Origin of the sequence: Lentzea cavernae, assembly GCF_014653695.1 — a bacterium.
In the GTDB taxonomy this organism is placed as follows: domain Bacteria; phylum Actinomycetota; class Actinomycetes; order Mycobacteriales; family Pseudonocardiaceae; genus Lentzea; species Lentzea cavernae.
In genome coordinates, this window is record NZ_BNAR01000004.1 from 752913 (window position 1) to 772320 (window position 19408).

Below are 19408 nucleotides of genomic sequence, written 5' to 3' on the forward strand. Positions count from 1 at the left end.
AATTCACTCCCCCAGATGCGCAGACCCCAGTGCGCTAAATGCCGCCGAACTTGCTCCTGATCACCCTCCCATCTGCTTGAGCACGGCGGCGAGACTCGCTTGATCGATGTTGGCCAGCGGGAAGTCGGACGGAGTCACGCCGCCCGCACCCGACTGGCAGTGCTCCACGAGGTCGCGGAGCACGTCCACATAACGCGCCGCGAGACGCTCCACGGTCGCCTGCGAGTGGACGTTGGTGCTGAAATACCACTCCACGAGCAGGCGACCGTCGGAGGTCTGCTCGGCTTCGATGTGCAGAAGGTGCGAACGGTTCCCCTGTTCGTTCTCCGTTGGTCCGCAGAGGTCGGAGGAGAGTTCTTCGCTAATCAGGCCGACCGCGTCGTCGCCCGCTGCGTCAAACGCTCCAAGGTAGTTGAACAGAACCGGCCGCGCAGGCGCTTGCACCAATTGCTCGTCGCGTTCCAGGTAGCGGAGGACCCCGTACCCGACACCGCGGCGCGGGACGGTCCGCAGCTGCTCCTTGACCGCCTTGATCAGCTCACCGCTGTCGTTGAGGCGGTGGTGCCGCAGGCGCACCGGGAAGATCGACGTGAACCACCCGACGGTGCGGGACAGGTCGACGCCGTCCGCGATCGCCTCGCGGCCGTGGCTCTCCAGGTCGATCGTGACGTCGCCGGCGCCGGCCCACTCGCCCAGGGTCTTGAGCAGCGCGGCCAGCAGCAGGTCGTTGATCTGCGTCCGGTAGGCCTTATGCGCCTCGCCCAGCAGCAGTTCGGTCGACCTCGCGTCGAGCCAGCCGCGGACCGTGTCGGCCGATTCCTCCGTGTTGGCACCATGACCGTCGACGGGCACCGCGGTGACCCGTTCGGTCTGCGCCACCCAGTGGCCGCGTTCGGCCTGCGGGTCGTCGGCGTGCAGCACCTCGGCCCACTGCTGGAACGACGTCGTCTTCGGCCCGAGCGGTCCGCCCTGGTAGACGGTGTCCAGGTCCTCCAGCAGCACGTTCCACGCCACGCCGTCCATGACGAAGTGGTGCGCGGTGAGCCCGAGCCAGGCCGGTTCGTCGCCGCGGTCGAAGTACAGCGCGGCCACGAGCGGACCTTCGGCCAGGCGCAACGACGTCTGCGCCTCGGTCATCAGCGCCACGACCTCGTCGTCGTCCTGGGCCGTGACCACGCGCAGAAGCGGCTGCAGCTCACCGTCGTTGTCCTGCACCCAGGTGCCGCCTTCCTGGCGGAACCTGATGCGCAGCGCGTCGTGGTGGGCGACGACGGTGTCGAGCGCCCGCGCGAGCCTCCCGGGATCGGTGCCGGCCGCCAGCTCGAACACACCCGACCAGTTCCAGTGGTCGCGGTCGGGAATGTCCTCCTCGACGAACCAGTGCTGGATCGGCGTGAGCGGCACGGGCCCGGTGACCGCCCCCTGTTCCGCCAGCATGGCGGTCGGGGTGTCGCGCACGACCGGCGCGAGCTCGGCGATGGTCTGGTGGGCGAACACGTCCGCCACGTCCACACCCAGACCGGCCGCACGGGTGCGCGCCACGATCTGCAGACTCAGGATCGAGTCGCCGCCCAGCTCGAAGAAGTTGTCGTGCACGCCGACGCGTTCGAGGCCCAGCACCTGCGCCCACACCTCGGCCAGCACGTCCTCGGCGGACGTCCTCGGTGCTTCGAAGACCTCGGCCGTCGTCCCGGGCTCCGGGTCGGGCAGCCCCTTGCGGTCGACCTTGCCGTTCGGGGTGAGCGGAATCCGGTCCAGCGCGACGAACACCGACGGCACGAGGTAGTCCGGCACGCGTTCGCGCAACCACGACCGCAGTTCCTTCGAGTCGGACTCGCCTTCCGCGACGACGTACGCGACCAGCCGCTTGCCGCCGTGCGGACCTCCTTCTCGTGCCACCACGACGACATCGCGCACGTTCGGGTGGTCACCGATGACGACCTCGACCTCACCGGGCTCGACCCGGTAGCCGCGGATCTTGACCTGCTCGTCGACACGTCCGAGGAACTCGATCGTGCCGTCCGCACGCCACCGCGCCCGGTCACCGGTGCGGTAGAGCCTGCCGCCGCTCGCGCCGAACACGTCCGGCACGAACCGTTCCGCGGTCAGGTCCGGCCGGTTCACGTAACCCCGTGCCACGCCCGGACCACCGACCAGCAGCTCGCCGGGAACACCGACCGGGGCAGGGCGCATCGCGTCGTCGACGATGACGGCACGGGCACCGGCAAGCGGCGTGCCGATGGGCACCACGGCCTGCGGGTGGTCCTCGCCGACCGGGTGGAAGATCGAGTCGATCGCCGCCTCGGTCACACCGAACACGTTGCCCGGCACCGCGTTCGGCGCCACCTCCGCAACAGCGGTCGTGAGCGCGTCGTGCGTCCACATGTCCGTACCCGAGATCACCAACCGCAGTGACTCGACGGGTCCCGCCTCGCGGCAGTGCGCGGCCAGGTCGCGCAGCAGCATGCCCGGCACGATCTCCGCGATCGCCACACCGTCGTCCGAAAGCGTGCGGTGCAGCGATTCCACGGACACGTGCTCGTCGTGCGGAAGGAACACCACCGTCTGCCCGAACGCCAACGCCCTCGTCATGTCACCGATCGACACGTCGAAGCCAGGCCCGGACATCGACAACACCGGCCCAGGCCCGCCCAGCGCAGCCAGCCCGTCACGCCAACCGGCCACATAGGACGAAAGAGCGCTGTGCGTGACCGCCACGCCCTTCGGACGGCCGGTCGAGCCCGAGGTGTAGGCGATGTACGCCACGGCGGCGGGATCCACCGGCGGGATCGGCTCGGCGGGAACCGCCGACGGCACGTCCACCAGCAGCACCGCGTCGGTGAACCCGGCCGACGCCGTGGTCCCCGCCAGCTCCCCGACGAGGTCCGTGGTCGTGACCACCGCGACCACACCGGCGTCCTCCAGCAGGTACTGCAGCCGTTCGGCCGGCAGCCCCGGGTTGACCGGCACGTACGCACCGCCGGACCGCAGCACGCCCTGGAACGCGACCGCCAGGTCGATTCCCCGCGGCACCAGCACCGCCACCGGCGACTCGGCCTTCACACCCGCGCGCCGCAGCCGTGCCGCCAAGCCGGCGGAACGGGCGTCCAGCTCGGCGAACGTCAGGCTCCGGTCACCGCACTTCGCGGCGACGCCGTCCGTCCACCCCTGGATCAGTTGCGGCACCGGCAGTTCCGCGACCGGGACCGCCGTCTCGCCCTGCGCCACGAGCCGGGCGGCCTGTTCCGGGCGCTGCAACGGCAGGTCGGCGACGGCCAGGTCCGGCTCGTGGGCCACGGCCGTGAGAACGACGACGAGCTGGTCGAGCACGCGTTCGACCGTGGTGGCGTCGAAAGCGGCGGTGGAGAACTCCGCCTCGATCTTGAGCGTGGCCTCGAGGTCGACCGCGAACGTGAGCGGGTAGTTGCCCTGCTCGACGGACTCGACGGCGTCGGCCCAGTCCTCGCCCGCCTCGTCGGGTGCTTCCTCCTGCGGGTAGTTGCCGAACACCACGATGCTGTCGAACAGCTGGCGCCCGTGCGGAACAGCCGACCACCGCTGCACGTCCACCAACGGCGTGAACTCGAACCGTTGCAGCGCGACCTGGTTGTCGCTCAGCTCGTGCAACCACGTGGAGAACGGCGTGCTGCCGGGGATCGTGGCGCGGACGGGCAGCGTGTTGATGAACAACCCGACCATCGACTCGACCCCGGCCAGGTCGGCCGGACGGCCGGACACGGTCAAGCCGAACACCACGTCGTTCTCGCCCGAGTTGTCCGCGAGGACCTTGGCCCACGCGGCCTGCACGACCGTCGACAACGTGACGCGCTCCCGCCGGGCCAGCTCGACGAGCCTGGTGGTGACGTCGTCGTCGAGGTGCGTACGGCGCCGGTCCTGGGCGTAGTGGCTCGCGGCCAGGCGGTCCACCGGCAGTGCGGTGGGCGCCTCGAACCCGTCGAGGTAGGTGCGCCAGAACCCTTCCGTGTCAGCGGGATCGCGCTGGCCGAGCCAGGCGATGTAGTCGCGGTACGGACGTGCCGGCGGCAGCGGCTGCCCCTGGTAGGCGGCGGACACCTCGTCCATCACCACCGGCAGGCTCCACCCGTCGCACAACCCCTGGTACAGGCCCCAGACGAGCCAGTTCCGGCCGTCGCCGCGGTCGACGAGGTACAGCCTGGTGAGCGGAGGCCGCGCCAGGTCGAAGCCGAGCGCGCGGTCTTCGGCGAGGAGCTCCTGCAGCTCGATCTGTTGCGCGGCCTCGTCGAGACCGGACCAGTCCCGCTGCTCGAGCGGCACGTCGACACCGGCGAGCACGATCTGCACCGGTTCGCTGACGCCCTCCCACACGAACCCGCTGCGCAGCGCCGCGTGCCGGGCGACCACCTGGCGCCAGGCCGCGGCCAGCCGCCCGGTGTCGATCGACCCGGCCAGGTCGTAGACGCCCTGACCCCAGTACAGGCCGTCGCCCTCGTCCGGGGCGCCGACGACGCCGAACAACATGCCGGACTGCACCGGCGCCAACCGGTACACGTCCGCCAGCGAATACCGCTCCGCGAGCCGGTCCACCTCGGACTGCTCCAGCGACGCCAGCGGGAAGTCCGACGGCGTGAAGCCACCGGCCGTCCACCGGCAGTGCGCGACCAGGTCCCGCAACGCCTCGACGTACCGGGCCGCGACCCGTTCGATCGTGGCGGTGTCGTGGTTCCCGGTCGAGTGGAACCACTCGATCGACAGCCGGCCGTCCGCGGTCTGCTGCACCTCGAGCTGCAGCAGGTGCGACCGCGTCCCGCCGTCCGCCTCACTCGGCCCGGCCAGGTCGCCGTCCAGTTCGCGGCGGATCAGCCCGCCCGTGTCGTCGGCACCGTCGTGCGCACCGAGGTAGTTGAACAGCACGGGCCTGGCCGGTGCGTCGGCCAGCTCGCCCTGCAACCACCGCAGCACGCCGTACCCGACGCCCCGGCGCGGCACCGTGCGGAGCTCCTCCTTGACGGCCTTGATCGCCGCCGCCGGATCGTCCCGGTTCGTGAGGCGCACCGGGAAGATCGACGTGAACCACCCGACCGTGCGCGACAGGTCCGCACCCTCACGACCGTGGCTCTCCAGGTCGATCGTGACGTGATCGCTGTCGGCCCATTCACCCAACGCCTGGGCGAGAGCGGTGAGCAGCAGATCGTTGCCCTGCGTGCGATACGCCTTGTGCGCGTCGCCGAGCAGTGCCGCCGTCGTCTCCGCGTCGAGCCACGACTGCACGATCGACTCGGACGCGTCGGTGTTCGGACCGTCGCCGTCAGCCGGAAGCGCGACCACGTCGGCCGTCGCCTCGACCCAGTGCTCGCGTTCGCCGCTCGCGTCGTCGTCCTGCAGCTGCAACGCCCACTGCTGGAACGACGTCGTCTTCGGCGGGAGCTCTTGGCCTGCGTAAGCGGTGTCGAGGTCCTCCAGCAGGACGTTCCACGACACCCCGTCCATCACGAGGTGGTGGACGGTCAACCCGAGCCACGCAGGTTCGCTGCCGCGGTCGAAGTAGACGGCGGCGAGCAGCGGTCCATCGGCCAGCCGCAACGACTTCTGCGCCTCGGTCATGTGCTCGACCACGGCGTCGCCGTTCACCACACGCAGGAACCCCGTGCCGTCGACCGGCGCGTTGACCTGGTTCTCCGGCGTGAACCGGATCCGCAGCGCGTCGTGGTGGGCGACGAGGGCGTCGAGCGCGCGGCTCAGCCGTTCGGGATCGGTGCCCGGCGCCAGTTCGAACATGCCCGACCAGTTCCAGTGGTCCCGGTCGGGAAGGTCCTGCGCCAGGAACCACCGCTGGATCGGCGTGAACGGCACCGGCCCCGTCACCACCCCCTGCTCGGCCAGCGACGCCTGCGGGGCGTCCCGCACCACCGATGCCAACTCGGCCACAGATTGGTGCGCAAACACGTCCGCCACGTCCACACCGAGGCCGGCCGCACGAGTGCGCGCCACGATCTGCAAGCTCAGGATCGAGTCGCCACCGAGCTCGAAGAAGTTGTCGTGCACCCCAACGCGTTCCACACCCAGGACCTGCGACCACACGGCCGCAAGCGTTTCCTCGGCAGCGGTCCGGGGCGCGACGAACACCTCACCGGCGGTCTCCGGCTCCGGATCGGGCAGACCACGACGGTCCACCTTCCCGTTCGGCGTCAACGGAAGCCGTTCCAGTGCGACGAACACCGACGGCACCAAGTAGTCCGGCACCCGCTCGCGCAACCAGTTCCGCAGCTCCTTCGAGCTGAACTCGCCTTCCGCAACGACGTACGCCACCAGTCGCTTGCCGCCGTGCGGCCCGCCCTCTCGTGCCACCACAACGACATCACGCACGTCGGGGTGATCACCGATGACGACCTCGACCTCACCGGGCTCCACCCGGTAGCCGCGGATCTTGACCTGCTCGTCGACACGCCCGAGAAACTCGATCGTCCCGTCCGCACGCCACCGCGCCCGGTCACCCGTGCGGTACAGCCGACCGCCGGTCGACCCGAACACGTCGGGCACGAACCGTTCGGCGGTCAGGTCCGGCCGGCCCACATATCCCTGGGCCAGACCCGCGCCACCGACGAGCAACTCACCCGGCACGCCCACCGGCGCAGGCCGCAACGAGCCGTCGACCACGAAGGCCTGTGCACCGGCCAAAGGCGTACCGATCGGCACCACGGCAGCGGGGTGGTCCTCGCCCACCGGGTGGAAGATGGAGTCGATCGCCGCCTCGGTCACACCGAACACGTTGCCCGGCACCGCGTTCGGCCCCACCTCGGCCACCGCCGTGGTGAGCGCGTCGTGCGTCCACATGTCCGTACCCGAGATCACCAACCGGAGCGACTCGACCGGGCCTGCGGTACGGCAGTGCGCGGCCAGGTCACGCAGCAGCATGCCCGGGACGATCTCCGCGACCTCGATCCGGTGCTCCACCAGCGTGGCATGCAGCGATTCCACGGACACGTGCTCGTCGTGCGGAAGGAACACCACCGTCTGCCCGAAGGCCAACGCCCGCGTCATGTCCCCGATCGACACGTCGAACCCAGGCCCGGACATCGACAACACCGGCCCCGGCCCGCCCAACGCGGCCAGTCCGGCACGCCAACCGGCCACATAGGACGAAAGAGCGCTGTGGGTGACCGCCACGCCCTTCGGGCGGCCGGTCGAACCTGAGGTGTACGCGATGTAGGCCAACGAGTCGGGGGCGATGGCCGGAAGCGGCACGCTGGGGGCCGGGGACATCTCGTCCACCAGCAGCACGGCACCGTTGAACGTCGGCAGATCCGTGGTCGTGACCACCGCGACCACACCGGCGTCCGCCAGCAGGTACTCGAGCCGTTCGGCCGGGAGACCGGGGTTGATCGGCACATACACGCCACCGCTGCGCAGCACGCCCTGGAAGGCGACCGCGAGGTCGAGTCCGCGCGGCACCAGCACCGCCACCGACGACCCCGCCGTCACTCCGGACTGCCGCAGCCGGGCCGCCAGGGCATCGGCCCTCGCGCCCAGTTCTGCGAACGTGAGCTGCTCGTCGCCGCAGATCGCGGCAACGCCATCGCCCTCCTGACCGGCGACCAGGTCCGGCACCGGACGTTCCACGGCCGGTGCGACTGTGCTACCCCACCCGACGATCTCCGCCGCCTGCGCAGGGCGGTGCAGCGGGATGTCCTGAACCCGCAAATCAGGCCTCCGCGCCACCGCGGTCAGCACGACCACCAGCCGGTCAAGGATGCGCTCCACCGTGGCCGCGTCGAACGCGGCCGTGGAGAACTCGGCCTCGATCTTGAGCGTCGCCTCGAGGTCGACCGCGAAGGTGAGCGGGTAGTTGCCCTGCTCCACCGACTCGGTGGCCTGCAACCAGTCCTCGCCCAGGTCCTCGGGCAGCTCCTCCTGCGGGTAGTTGCCGAACACCACGATGGAGTCGAACAACGCCCGGCCGTGCGGAACAGCCGACCACCGCTGCACGTCCACCAACGGCGTGTACTCGAAGCGTTGCAGCGCAACCTGGTTGTCCCGCAGCTCGTGCAGCCACGAGGTGAACGGCACGTCCGCGGGCACGACAGTCCGCACCGGCAGCGTGTTGATGAACAACCCGACCATCGACTCCACACCGGCCAGCTCGGCCGGGCGACCCGAGACGGTCAGGCCGAACACCACGTCGTCCTCACCCGACGACGCCGACAACACCTTGGCCCACGCGGCCTGCACGACGGTCGACAACGTGACGCGCTCGCGCCGGGCCAGCGCCACCAGCGATGCCGTGACCTCGTCGTCGAGGTGCGTGCGGCGGCGGTCCTGGGCGTAGTGGCTCGCGGCCAGGCGGTCGGCGGGCAGCGGGGTGGGTGCCTCGAAGCCGGCGAGGTAGGTGCGCCAGAAGGATTCCGGCGCGGACGGGTCGCGTCCGTCGAGCCACGCGATGAAGTCCCGGTAGGGGCGGGTGGGTTCGAGGGCGCTGCCCTGGTAGGCGGCGGACACCTGGTCCATGACGACGGGCAGGCTCCACCCGTCGCACAGGCCCTGGTAGAGGCCCCAGATCAGCCAGTTCTGGCCGTTGCCGCGGTCGACCACGTGCAGGCGCATCAGAGGTGGCCGGGCGAGGTCGAACCCGAGCGCGCGGTCCTCCTCCAGCAGCTCCTGCAGCTTGGCCTGTTGTGCGGCCTCGTCCAGGCCCGACCAGTCGTGGGACGTCAGCGGCACGCCGACCTCGCCGAGCACGACCTGGACCGGCTCCGCCACGCCCTCCCACACGAACCCGCTGCGCAGCGACGCGTGCCGGGCGATCACCTCACGCCACGCCGCCGCGAACCGCACGAGGTCGATCGGGCCGGCCAGGTCGTAGACGCTCTGGCCCCAGTAGAGGCCGTCGACCGGCGAGCCGACGACGCCGAACAACATGCCCGACTGCACCGGCGCCAGGCGGTACACGTCCGCCAAGTCGTAGAGGGAGGCGAGCAGGTCCACCTCTGGCTGTGCCAGCGAGGCGAGCGGGAAGTCCGACGGCGTGAAACCACTGGCAGAACGGCAATGCGCCACCAGTTCGCGCAACGCCTCGACGTAGCGAGCCGCGACCCGTTCAACGGTGGCGGTGTCGTGCACGTTCGCCGAGTGGAACCACTCGATCGACAACCGGCCGTCAGCGCTCTGCTGCACCTCGATCTGCAACAAGTGCGACCGGGTTCCGCCTACACCTTCGGTCGGCCCGGCGAGATCACCGTCGAGCTCACGGCGGAGAAGCCCGGAGGAGTCGTCCGCGTCGTAGGCGCCGAGGTAGTTGAACAGCACCGGACGCTCGGGAGCGGCCAGATCGTCCCGCAACCAGCGCAGCACGCCGTAGCCGACACCGCGACGCGGCACCGACCGCAGTTCCTCCTTGACGGCCTTGATCGCCGATGCCGGGTTGACCTCGTGGGTCAGGCGCACCGGGAAGATCGACGTGAACCAGCCAATGGTGCGCGACAGGTCAGCGCCCTCACGACCGTGGCTCTCCAGGTCGATCGTGACGTGATCGCTGTCAGCCCACTCCCCCAACGCTTGGGCGAGAGCGGCCAACAGCAAGTCGTTGCCCTGCGTGCGATACGCCTTGTGCGCGTCACCGAGCAGCATCGCGGTCGTCTCGGCGTCGAGCCACGACTGCACGATCGACTCGGACGCGTCGGTGTTCGGGCCGTCGCCGTCAGCGGGAAGCTCGGCAACGTCCGCGGTCGCGGCGATCCAGTGCTCGCGTTCGGCGCTGGCGTCGTCGTCCTGCAGCTGCAACGCCCACTGCTGGAACGACGTCGTCTTCGGCCCGAGCTCCCGGCCTGCGTAAGCGGTGTCGAGGTCCTCCAGCAGGACGTTCCACGACACGCCGTCCATCACCAGGTGGTGCACGGTCAACCCGAACCACGCCGGCTCGTCGCCGCGGTCGAAGAAGACCCCCGCCAGCAGCGGTCCGTCGGCCAGGCGCAACGACTTCTGGGCCTCGGTCATGCGCTCGACCATGGCATCGTCTGCCACGACACGCAGGAACCCGCCACCGTCGACCGGCGCGTTGGACTGGCTCTCGGGCGTGAACCGAATGCGCAGGGCGTCGTGGTGAGCCACCACGGCGTCGAGCGCCTGACCCAACCGGACCGGATCGGTGCCGGGTGCCAGTTCGAACATGCCCGACCAGTTCCAGTGGTCGCGGTCCGGGACGTCCTGCGCCAGGAACCACCGCTGGATCGGCGTGAAGGGCACCGGCCCGGTCACCACGCCCTGCTCGGCCGAGGTCACCGCAGGGGTGTCGCGCACGGCAAGAGCGAGCTCGGCGATGGTCTGGTGGGCGAACACGTCCGCCACGTCCACACCAAGCCCAGCGGCACGAACCCGAGCCACGATCTGCAGGCTGACGATCGAGTCGCCACCAAGCTCGAAGAAGTTGTCGTGCACACCGACGCGCTCAACACCCAGCACGCCACTCCACACCGCGGCGAGAGTCTCCTCGACAGCGGTCCGAGCAGCGACATATGCCTCACCGGCCGTCTCCGGCTCCGGGTCAGGCAAACCACGACGGTCCACCTTCCCGTTCGGCGTCAGCGGCAACCGTTCCAACGCAACGAACACAGATGGCACCAAGTAGTCCGGCACCCGCTCGCGCAACCACGAACGCAGAGCAGACCCGCTGAACTCACCCTCCGCAACGACATAAGCAACCAGGCGCTTACCGCCGTGCGGACCGCCATCACGAGCCACCACAACAACATCACGAACATCGGGGTGATCACCGATGACGACCTCGACCTCACCCGGCTCCACCCGGTAACCGCGGATCTTCACCTGCTCATCGACACGACCCAAGAACTCGATCGTCCCGTCCGCACGCCACCGCGCCCGGTCACCCGTCCGGTAAAGACGCCCACCAGAACCGGTGATCACATCAGGAACGAACCGCTCAGCCGTCAGGTCAGGACGCCCCACATAACCCTGGGCAACACCCGAACCACCGACCAGCAGCTCACCCGGCACACCCACCGGCGCCGGCTGCCACGACCCGTCCACCACAAATGCCTGGGCACCGGCCAAAGGCGTACCGATCGGCACCACAGCGGCAGGATCGTCCTCACCCACCGGGTGGAAGATCGAGTCAATGGCCGCCTCGGTCACACCGAACACGTTGCCCGGCACCGCATTAGGTGCCACCTCAGCCACCGCGGTCGTCAACGCGTCGTGCGTCCACATGTCCGTACCCGAGATCACCAGGCGCAGCGACTCCACCGGCCCCGCAACCCGGCAGTGCGCCGCCAGATCACGCAGCAACATGCCCGGCACGATCTCCGCCACCTCAACGGCGTGATCGACCAGCGTCCGGTGCAACGACTCCACCGTCACGTGCTCGTCGTGCGGCAGGAACACCACCGTCTGCCCGAAAGCCAACGCCCGCGTCATGTCACCGATCGACACGTCGAACCCAGGACCCGACATGGACAGCACCGCACCCGGTCCGCCCAGCTCGGCGAGCCCGGCCCGCCACCCCGCCACGTAGGACGACAGCGCGGCGTGCGTCACCGCCACCCCCTTGGGGCGGCCGGTGGAGCCTGACGTGTAAGCGATGTACGCCAAGGAATGCGGGTCGATCGACGGGAGGGCTTCGCCAGCAGCCTCAGACACGTCGTCCACCAGCACCACCGCACCGGAGAACCCTGCCGTCTCCGACGCCGTGGTCGTGACCACCGCGACCACAGCGGCATCGGCCAGCAGGTATGCCAGCCGCTCCGCGGGAAGCCCGGGGTTCACCGGCACGTAGACACCACCGGAGCGCAGCACCCCCTGGAAGGCGACCGCCAGGTCGAGCCCGCGCGGCACCACCACGGCGACCGGCGACCCCACCGTCACACCTGACCGCCGAAGCCGCGCCGCCAGCTCGTCCGCACGGGCGTCCAGCTCGGCGAACGTCAGCCGCTCGTCACCGCACACCACGGCGACGCCGTCCCCGGCCCAACCGTGGACCAGGTCCGGCACAGGGCGTTCGGCAGGAGGTTCCGGCGTGGTCCCCGCGGCCACCAGGGCGGCGGCCTGCTCGGGACGCTGCAACGGCACGTCGCCGACGGTGAGCGCCGGACGTTCCGCCACCGCGGTCAGCACGACCACCAACTGGTCGAGGACGCGCTCGACGGTCACCGCGTCGAACGCGGCCGTGGAGAACTCGGCCTCGATCTTGAGTGTCGCCTCGAGGTCCACCGCGAAGGTGAGCGGGTAGTTGCCCTGCTCCACCGACTCCGTGGCCTGCACACCGCCCAGGTCCTCCGGCAGCTCCTCCTGCGGGAAGTTGCCGAACACCACGATCGAGTCGAACAACGCCCGGCCATGTGGAACAGCCGACCAGCGCTGAACGTCCACCAACGGCGTGTACTCGAAGCGTTGCAGCGCAACCTGGTTGTCGCGCAACTGCGGCAACCACGAGGCGAACGGCAGGTCGACGGGCACCGAAGCCCGCACGGGCAGCGTGTTGATGAACAACCCGACCATCGACTCCACTCCGGCCAACTCGGCCGGACGACCCGACACGGTCAGGCCGAACACCACGTCGTCCTCACCCGACGACGCCGACAACACCTTGGCCCACGCCGCCTGCACGACCGTCGACAACGTGACGCGCTCACGGCGCGCCAGCTCGACCAGGCCGGCCGTCACGTCCTCGGACAGGTGCGTGCGCCGACGGTCCTGGGCGTAATGGCTTGCGGCCAGGCGATCGACCGGCAGTGCGGTGGGCGCCTCGAACCCGTCGAGGTAGGTGCGCCAGAACCCTTCGGTGTCAGCGGAATCGCGCTGGCCGAGCCACGCGATGTACTCGCGGTAGGGACGGACCGGCGGCAGCGACTGCCGCTGGTACGCGGCCGTCACCTCGTCCATGACGACGGGCAGGCTCCACCCGTCGCACAGGCCCTGGTACAGGCCCCAGACCAGCCAGTTCCTGCCGTCACCGCGGTCGACCAGGTAGAGCCTGGTCAGCGGCGGGCGGGCGAGGTCGAACCCGAGCGACCGGTCGTGGTCGAGCAGGTCCCGCAGCCGCGCCTGCTGGCCGGACTCGTCGAGCCCGGACCAGTCGTGGGTCGTCAACGGCACGTCGACCTCGGCCGGCACGACCTGCACCGGTTCGCTGACGCCCTCCCACACGAACCCGCTCCGCAACGGCGCGTGCCGTGCGATCACCTCACGCCACGCGGCAGCCAGCCGGTCGGCGTCGATCGGGCCGGCGAGGTCGTAGACGTTCTGGGCCCAGTAAAGGCCGTCGACGGGCGAACCCACGACACCGAACAACATGCCCGACTGCACGGGAGCCAACCGGTACACGTCCGCCAAGGCATAGCGGGAGGCGAGCAGGTCCACCTCGGACTGGACCAGAGAAGCGAGCGGGAAGTCCGACGGCGTGAACCCACTGGCAGAACGGCAATGCGCAACGACTTCACGCAACGCCTCGACATAGCGAGCGGCAACCCGTTCAACGGTCGCGGTGTCGTGCACGTTCGCCGAGTGGAACCACTCGATCGACAACCGGCCGTCAGCGCTCTGCTGCACCTCGATCTGCAACAGGTGCGAGCGCGTCCCGCCCTCACCCTCGCTCGGCCCGGCCAGATCGGCGGGAAGTTCCCGGCGGATCAACCCGACGGAGTCGACGGCGTCGTACGCGCCGAGGTAGTTGAACAGCACCGGACGCTCGGGAGCAGCCAGATCGTCCCGCAACCACCGCAGCACGCCATAACCCACACCACGGCGCGGAACCGAGCGCAGTTCCTCCTTGACGGCCTTGATCGCCGCACCGGGATCGTCCTGCCGGCTCAACCGCACCGGGAAGATCGACGTGAACCAGCCAACGGTGCGCGACAAGTCCGCACCCTCACGGCCGTGGCTCTCCAAGTCCACCGTGACGTGATCACTGCCGGCCCACTCCCCCAACGCTTGGGCGAGAGCGGCCAACAGCAGGTCGTTGCCCTGCGTGCGATACGCCTTGTGCGCCTCGCCGAGCAGGGACGCCGTCGTCTCGGCGTCCAGCCACGACTGCACGACCCCGCCGGACTCCTCGGAGTTCGGCCCGTCCCCGTCCACCGGAACGGTCGTGACGTCGGCGGTCGTGGCGGCCCAGTGGTCGCGCTCCTCCTCGGCGTCGAGGGTCTGGACCTCCTCGGCCCACGCCTTGAACGAGGTCGTCTTCGGCGCGAGCTCACCACCTGCGTAGGCGGTGTCCAGGTCCTCCAGCAGCACGTTCCACGACACGCCGTCCATCACCAGGTGATGCACGGTCAACCCGAGCCACGCCGGCTCGTCGCCGCGGTCGAAGTAGAGGGCGGCGAGCAGCGGACCATCAGCCAGGCGCAACGACTTCTGGGCCTCGGTCATGCGCTCGACCACGTCATCGCCGTCGACCACACGCAGGAACCCACCACCATCGACCGGCGCGTTGAACTGGCTCTCCGGCGTGAACCGGATCCGCAGCGCGTCGTGGTGCTCGACAAGGGTGTCGAGCGCGCGCCCGAGTCGTTCGGGGTCGGTGCCCGGTGCCAGCTCGAACACACCCGACCAGTTCCAGTGGTCGCGGTCCGGGATGTCCTGCGCCAGGAACCACCGCTGGATCGGCGTGAACGGCACCGGCCCGGTCACCACACCCTGCTCGGCCAGCGTCTCCGGCAGCGCGTCCCGCACGGCCTGCGCCAGCTCCGCGATGGTCTGGTGGGCGAACACGTCCGCCACGTCGACACCCAGTCCGGCCGCACGGACCCGAGCCACGATCTGCAGGCTGACGATCGAGTCGCCACCAAGCTCGAAGAAGTTGTCATGCACACCAACGCGCTCGACACCCAGCACTCCACCCCACACCGCGGCGAGAATCTCCTCGACAGCGGTCCGCGGAGCGACATAAGCCTCGCCAGCCGTCTCAGGCTCGGGGTCTGGCAGACCACGACGGTCCACCTTCCCGTTCGGGGTCAACGGAAGCCGTTCCAACGCAACGAACACCGACGGCACCAAGTAGTCCGGCACCCGCTCGCGCAACCAAGACCGCAGAGCAGACCCGCTGACGTCCTCCGAACCCTCCGCGACGACGTAGGCGACCAGCCGCTTACCGCCGTGAGGTCCGCCATCACGTGCCACCACAACGACATCACGAACGCCGGGGTGATCACCGATGACGACCTCGACCTCTCCCGGCTCCACCCGATAGCCACGGATCTTCACCTGCTCATCGACACGACCCAGGAACTCGATCGTCCCGTCCGCACGCCACCGAGCCCGGTCACCCGTCCGGTACAAACGCCCACCAGAACCGGCGAACGCGTCCGGAACGAACCGCTCGGCCGTCAGGTCAGGGCGCCCGACATAACCCTGCGCCACACCGGGCCCACCGACCAGCAACTCGCCAGGCACGCCCACCGGCGCCGGTCGCAACGACCCGTCCACCACGAACGCCTGAGCACCGGCCAAAGGCGTACCGATCGGCACCACAGCGGCGGGGTGGTCCTCCGTGACCGCGTGGAAGATCGAGTCGATCGCCGCCTCGGTCACACCGAACACGTTGCCCGGCACCGCATTCGGCGCCACCTCCGCAACAGCGGTGACAAGCGCGTCGTGCGTCCACAGATCGGTACCCGAGATCACCAACCTCAGCGACTCGACCGGCCCCGCAATACGGCAATGCGCCGCCAAATCACGCAGCAGCATGCCGGGAACGATCTCTGCCACCTCAACGGCGTGGTCGACCAACGTCCGGTGCAACGACTCCACCGTCACGTGCTCGTCGTGCGGCAAGAACACCACCGTCTGCCCGAAAGCCAGCGCCCGCGTCATGTCCCCGATCGACACGTCGAAACCGGGACCGGACATCGACAACACGGTGCCCGGTCCGCCCAGCGCGGCCAGACCGTCACGCCAACCGGCCACATAGGACGAAAGAGCGGAATGGGTCACGGCGACGCCCTTGGGACGACCGGTCGAACCCGAGGTGTAGGCGATGTACGCCAAGGCATTGCGGTCGACCGGCGGAAGCGGCTCGGCAGCGGCCACACCGTCCACCTGCAGCACCGCTCCGGTGAACCCGGGCACGTCCGCGGCACTGATCACCGCGACCACACCGGCATCCGCCAGCAGGAACTCCAGCCGCTCAGCCGGAAGCCCGGGGTTGACCGGCACGTACACGCCACCGCTACGCAGCACGCCCTGGAACGCCACGGCCAGCTCGACCCCGCGTGGCACCAGCACCGCCACCGGCGACCCAGCACCGACACCGGCCTGACGCAGCCGCGAGGCAAGCGAATCGGCCCGAGCGTTCAACTCGGCGAACGTCAGCCGCTCGTCCCCGCACACCGCGGCGACCTCGTCCGACGCCCACCCGGCGATCAGGTCCGGCACGGGCCGCTCGGCGGCGGGCACCGGGGTCGCGCCCCAGGCCACCAGCTCCGTCGCCTGCTCGGGCCGCTGCACCGGCACGTCCCGGACGACCAGCTCAGGCCGTTGCGCGACGGCGGTCAGCACGACCTCCAGCTGGTCGAGGATCCGCTCGACCGTGATCGCGTCGAACGCGGCCGTGGAGAACTCCGCCTCGACGCGCAGCGTGCGTTCGAGGTCGACGGCGAACGTGAGCGGGTAGTTGCCCTGCTCCACCGAGTCGGCGGCCTGCAGCCCACCCAGGTCCTCCGGCAACTCCTCCTGCGGGTAGTTGCCGAACACCACGATCGAGTCGAACAACGCCCTCCCGTGCGGAACAGCCGACCAGCGCTGAACATCCACCAACGGCGTGTACTCAAACCGTTGCAGCGCAACCTGGTTGTCCTGCAAGCGGGGAAGCCAGGCGGCGAACGTCGTGTCCGCGGGCACCGAAGCCCGCACGGGCAGCGTGTTGATGAACAACCCGACCATCGACTCCACACCGGCCAGGTCTGCCGGACGGCCGGACACGGTGAGGCCGAACGTCACGTCGTCGTCGCCCGAGTACGTCGACAGCAGCAACGCCCACGCCGCCTGCACGACCGTCGAGAGCGTCACGCGCTCGCGGCGGGCCAGGTCGACCAGCTCGCCGGTGACCGTCTCGTCCAGGCGCAGGCGACGCCGGTCCTGGTCGTAGTGGCTGCCGGCCAGCCGATCGACCGGAAGTGCCGTGGGTGCCTCGAAACCGGCCAGGTAGGTGCGCCAGAACCCTTCGGACTCCGCCGGGTCGCGCCGGCCCAGCCACCCGATGAAGTCGCGGTAGGACCGCACGGGCTCCAGGGCCTTGCCCTGGTAGACGGCGGACACCTCGTCCATGACGACGGGCAGGCTCCACCCGTCGCACAGGCCCTGGTACAGCCCCCACACCAGCCACAGGCGACCGTCACCGCGGTCCACCAGGTACAACCGCGTCAGCGGCGGCGCGGCGAGGTCGAAGCCCAGCGCGCGGTCCTCGTCCAGCAACGCCCGCAGCCGCTCCTGCTGGTCCGCTTCGCCGACACCGGACCAGTCCCGCCGCTCGAGCGGAACGTCGACGCCCGCGAGCACGACCTGCACCGGTTCGCTGACGCCCTCCCACACGAACCCGCTGCGCAACGCGGCGTGCCGGGCGATCACCGTCCGCCAGGCATCGGCCAGCCGGTCGGCGTCGATCGGCCCGGTCAGGTCGTAGACCCCCTGGCCCCAGTACAGACCGTCGACCGGAGAACCCGCGACACCGAACAACATGCCCGACTGCACCGGCGCCAGCCGATGCACGTCCACCAGCGCGTAACGCTCCGCGAGGCGGTCGACCTCGGACTGGGTCAGCGTGGCCAGCGGGAAGTCCGACGGCGTGAAACCGCTGGCGGACCGGCAATGCGCCACCAGCTGACGCAGCGCCTCGACGTAACGCGCCGCAACGCGTTCGACGGTGGCGGTGTCGTGCAGGTTGTGGCTGAAGTGCCAGTCGACCTGCAGGCGCCCTTCGGAGTCCTGCTCGGCCTCGATCTGCAGGACGTGCGACCGCGTCCCACCCGGTCCCTCGCTCGGGCCCGCCAGCTCGGCGGGGAGTTCCCGGCGGATCAACCCGACCGAGTCGACGGCGTCGAAGGCACCCAGGTAGTTGAACAGCACCGGGCGATCCGGCGCATCCGCCAGGTCTCCCCGCAGCCACCGGAGAGCGCCGTAGCCCACACCGCGCCGCGGAACGGCCCGCAGCTCCTCCTTGACGGCCTTGACCGCCGACGCCGGGTCGCCCTCGTGCGTCAGGCGCACCGGGAAGATCGACGTGAAGTACCCGACGGTGCGCGACAGGTCCACACCGTCCGCCACCGCCTCACGGCCGTGGCTCTCCAGGTCCACGGTGACGTGGCCGGACCCCGCCCACTCCCCCAGCGCCTGGGCGAGAGCGGTCAGCAGCAGGTCGTTGCCCTGCGTGCGGTAGGCGCGGTGGGCGTCACCGAGCAGGGCGGCGGTGGTGCCGGCGTCCAGCAAGGTCCGCACGACACCGGCCGACTCCTCGGTGTTGGGCCTGTGGTGGTCCTGCGGCAGGGTGACGACGTCCGCGGTCTGGGCCAGCCAGGTGTCCCTCTCCGCCTGCGCGTCCAGGTCCTGCAGGACTTCCGCCCACTGCTGGAACGACGTCGTCTTCGGCCCGAGCTCACGGCCCGCGTAGACCGCGTCGAGGTCCTCCAGCAGGACGTTCCACGACACCCCGTCCATCACCAGGTGATGCACGGTCAACCCGAACCACGCCGGCTCGTCACCGCGATCGAAGTAGAGGGCGGCGAGCAGCGGACCATCGGCCAGCCGCAACGACTTCTGCGCCTCGGTCATGCGCTCGACCACGGCCTCGCCATCGACCACACGCAGGAACCCGCCACCGACGACCGGCGCGTTGAACTGGCTCTCCGGCGTGAACCGGATCCGCAGCGCGTCGTGATGCGCGACAACGGCGTCGAGCGCCTGCCCCAACCGGACCGGGTCTGTGCCCGGTGCCAGTTCGAACATGCCCGACCAGTTCCAGTGGTCGCGATCCGGGATGTCCTGCGCCAGGAACCACCGCTGGATCGGCGTCAGCGGAACGGGTCCGGTCACCACACCCTGCTCAGCCAGGGTGATCGCAGGCGTGTCGCGCACGGCGCCCGCCAGCTCGGCAACCGTCTGGTGGGCGAACACGTCCGCCACGTCCACACCGAGTCCGGCGGCACGAACCCGAGCCACGATCTGCAGGCTCAGGATCGAGTCGCCACCGAGCTCGAAGAAGTTGTCGTGCACACCAACGCGCTCAACACCCAGCACGCCACTCCACACCGCGGCGAGAGTCTCCTCGACAGCGGTCCGAGCAGCGACATATGCCTCACCGGCCGTCTCCGGCTCCGGGTCGGGCAGACCACGACGGTCCACCTTCCCGTTCGGCGTCAGCGGAAGCCGTTCCAACGCAACGAACACAGATGGCACCAAGTAGTCCGGCACCCGCTCGCGCAACCACGAA

The 19408-nt window shown here is 69.9% G+C and carries 1 protein-coding gene; it reads right to left on the minus strand.

Annotated elements, in window-relative coordinates; translation table 11 throughout:
• Positions 1-60 precede the first annotated feature (60 nt).
• A complete protein-coding gene (locus IE307_RS17355; RefSeq protein ID WP_268250378.1) occupies positions 61-19389 on the minus strand; it encodes a non-ribosomal peptide synthase/polyketide synthase in 19329 nt (6442 codons plus the stop codon).
• Positions 19390-19408 lie beyond the last annotated feature (19 nt).